We start from the raw sequence: 2215 nt of genomic DNA, 5'->3' as shown, positions 1-2215 counted from the left end.
GATTAGGCTTTGGATGATGCCAACGTGTTCGGCGCCCAGTTCTGTCCAACAGAAGAGCCAGTTTTTCTTACCCATTGGGATAGGTCTTATCTCTCGCTCTAGGTGATTAGTGTCCATGGCGACATCGGGATTTTCTAAGAAGACCATCAGTTGGCGTTTGCGCCTTAAGGTGTAGTTCAACGCTTTCATCCAGCTATCGTCTGGAAGCAGGTCAGCCCGTTGACTTTGCTCTTCGCAGAAGGCAAAAAATTGATCCACTAAAGGCTTGCTGTGTTGCGCTCGGTAGTCTTGTTTTTTCTCACCCGTCCAGCCTTTCTGTTGGATATGGCTTTCCTGTTTATACAAGGCGGCAATCAGGTTCAGAGCGTATGTGACGGCCTCGGTTTCTTCCCTTTCGGCTTTCAGTAGCTGACGACGCATGTGCACCCAGCACTGGGCATGGGTGATGTCTGGCGATTTGGCTTCGTAGCTGCTATACGCAGCATAGCCATCGGTCAGCAAGGTGCCTTGCCAAACATGATCCAACAAGTCTTGGATGTGTTTCATTCCACGACTTTGGGAGAAGGTAAACACCACTTCATCTTTGTCACCATACACTGGCCAAAAATACGCTTGTTTCATTTTGCCAGGTTTATTGCCTCCCCCAGGCTGTCGAGTGACCTTTATCGGCGTTTCGTCCATGGCCAGTGTGTTGCTATCCAGTACACTGATAAGTTGCTCTATCACGATGGGCCGTAGCAGTTCGATCCCACGTTTAGTGAGGTTCGTCAGCGTCGCACGGCTGAGGGTGATGCCAGTGGCACTCAGTTGTTGGTGTTGACGATAAAGCGGTAAATGATAAAGGAACTTGTTAACCAATAAGCCAACGATAACGCTGACATCCGCGACAGAGCTGTCAAAAATCCTATCCGGCTGTAGCGCGGTAATAAGCTGTTTGCTGGCTTTGTTTTTGACCACTTGGCGCTTGGTAATCACCACCTCGTAAGCACTGTTTTTTTGTACGATGCAGCTGACTTCTTTGAAGCCCACCGCTTCGTATTCGTGCGCATTGGGGCCTTGCAGTTCGTCCGCTAGAATCACCTTTTCACAAACCGGTACGGACTCGTCAAAACGCAGTCCGGTGATGTTGATTTCATTGCCTTTGCGGGACTTGGGGGCTTTGCCTCGAACGCTGGCAGACTCAGGCTTGTTATTCTAAACCGTAGACGATTCTTCTGCTGGCGTTGGCTCGGCTAGCATGGGACCCACGATATCAGCGAGGGCTTGTTGTTCAGGAGTGAGTAAGCCTCGACGTTCGCTTTTCGGCCCGAACAACTCATGTTTTAGTGCCCATACTTCGGCTTCGTATTGTCGGATTCTTGAAGACATCGCCTCGTTTTCAGCGCGCAGTTTTTCGACCTCATTCGTGTGAAGCAAATTGGTGTTTTTAAAGGGTAAAATAGGTCGATAAGTGGCGTCGTTCATGGGGTTGGATTATACCCTCCAACCCTTTAAAATGCGCGTTTGTAGCGCTTAAATTGACGATATTTTTCGACTTTTATGCCCGCCAACAAATGTTGTAATTCAAGTGTGCTGAGGGCATGTTTATCGTTTTCTGATGGCGCATAGTTGAACTGCCCCTGTGACAGTCGTTTGCACCAGATACAGTAACCAGAGGCTTCAAAATAGAGGATTTTCATCTGTGTTTTGCGCCGGTTAATGAACACAAAATACCCGATGAGAGGGTTCTCTTTGAGGTGTTGTTTAATCAGTCCTAACAAACCACGATAGGACTTGCGCATATCAGTGGGTTGAGTATGCAACCAAATTTTAGCATTGGGATCGGGCAGGAACATCAGTCACGACTCAGTCGAAGTTCAACACCATCGCCTAAACACAAGGTAATGTTCCAACGTCCAGTATCTGAGAGAGCGGGCACCTGACTGAGATCGATAAAGTCTGATTGACTAGAATCTGGCGAAGTTTTGCCCCCCGAAAAATGCTGACGCCATTTACTAAAACTGGCATAACTCACTTGGTGTTGTTCGCAGTATTGAGGGGCTGATAAACCAGACTCGGCTTGATCGTCAATGATTTGTTGCCATTCAGAAGAAGAACGACGGGTGTAGGGTTTGGTCATGGGTTGGACTCCGTTATCGGTTATGAGATGAAAACGGAGTCCAGTTTAGAGTGCGAAAAGATGGGATGAAATAACGGCGTAGAATGAACGCTTACG

The 2215-nt window shown here is 48.0% G+C and carries 4 protein-coding genes; all 4 read right to left on the bottom strand.

The window, feature by feature from the left end:
- Nucleotides 1-1116, bottom strand: a 1116-nt coding sequence (tnpC, locus tag E0D70_RS17440; RefSeq protein ID WP_276312866.1) for an IS66 family transposase, incomplete at its 3' end; no start/stop codon positions are given.
- Between the two features lie 78 nt (nt 1117-1194).
- On the bottom strand, nt 1195-1464 hold the full coding sequence (locus E0D70_RS17435; RefSeq protein ID WP_133013537.1) for a hypothetical protein: 270 nt from the start codon (nt 1462-1464) through the stop codon (nt 1195-1197).
- A gap of 26 nt (nt 1465-1490) precedes the next feature.
- Nucleotides 1491-1835, bottom strand: a complete 345-nt coding sequence (tnpB, locus tag E0D70_RS17430; RefSeq protein WP_133013536.1) for an IS66 family insertion sequence element accessory protein TnpB — start codon at nt 1833-1835, stop codon at nt 1491-1493.
- Entirely contained in the window at nt 1835-2119 is a 285-nt protein-coding gene (gene tnpA / locus E0D70_RS17425) for an IS66 family insertion sequence element accessory protein TnpA (protein WP_133013535.1), read from the bottom strand. Before tnpA ends, tnpB begins: the two co-directional genes overlap by 1 nt.
- Nucleotides 2120-2215: the final 96 nt, after the last annotated feature.

Origin of the sequence: Marinomonas flavescens, assembly GCF_004352835.1 — a bacterium.
Lineage (GTDB): Bacteria > Pseudomonadota > Gammaproteobacteria > Pseudomonadales > Marinomonadaceae > Marinomonas > Marinomonas flavescens.
This window is presented reverse-complemented; position numbering and strand designations above follow the sequence as displayed.

Coding starts and splice junctions, on each gene's coding strand:
- E0D70_RS17435 (WP_133013537.1), bottom strand. CDS start 1,464: ATGAACGACGCCACTTATCGACCTATTTTACCCTTTAAAAACACCAAT.
- tnpB (WP_133013536.1), bottom strand. CDS start 1,835: ATGTTCCTGCCCGATCCCAATGCTAAAATTTGGTTGCATACTCAACCC.
- tnpA (WP_133013535.1), bottom strand. CDS start 2,119: ATGACCAAACCCTACACCCGTCGTTCTTCTTCTGAATGGCAACAAATC.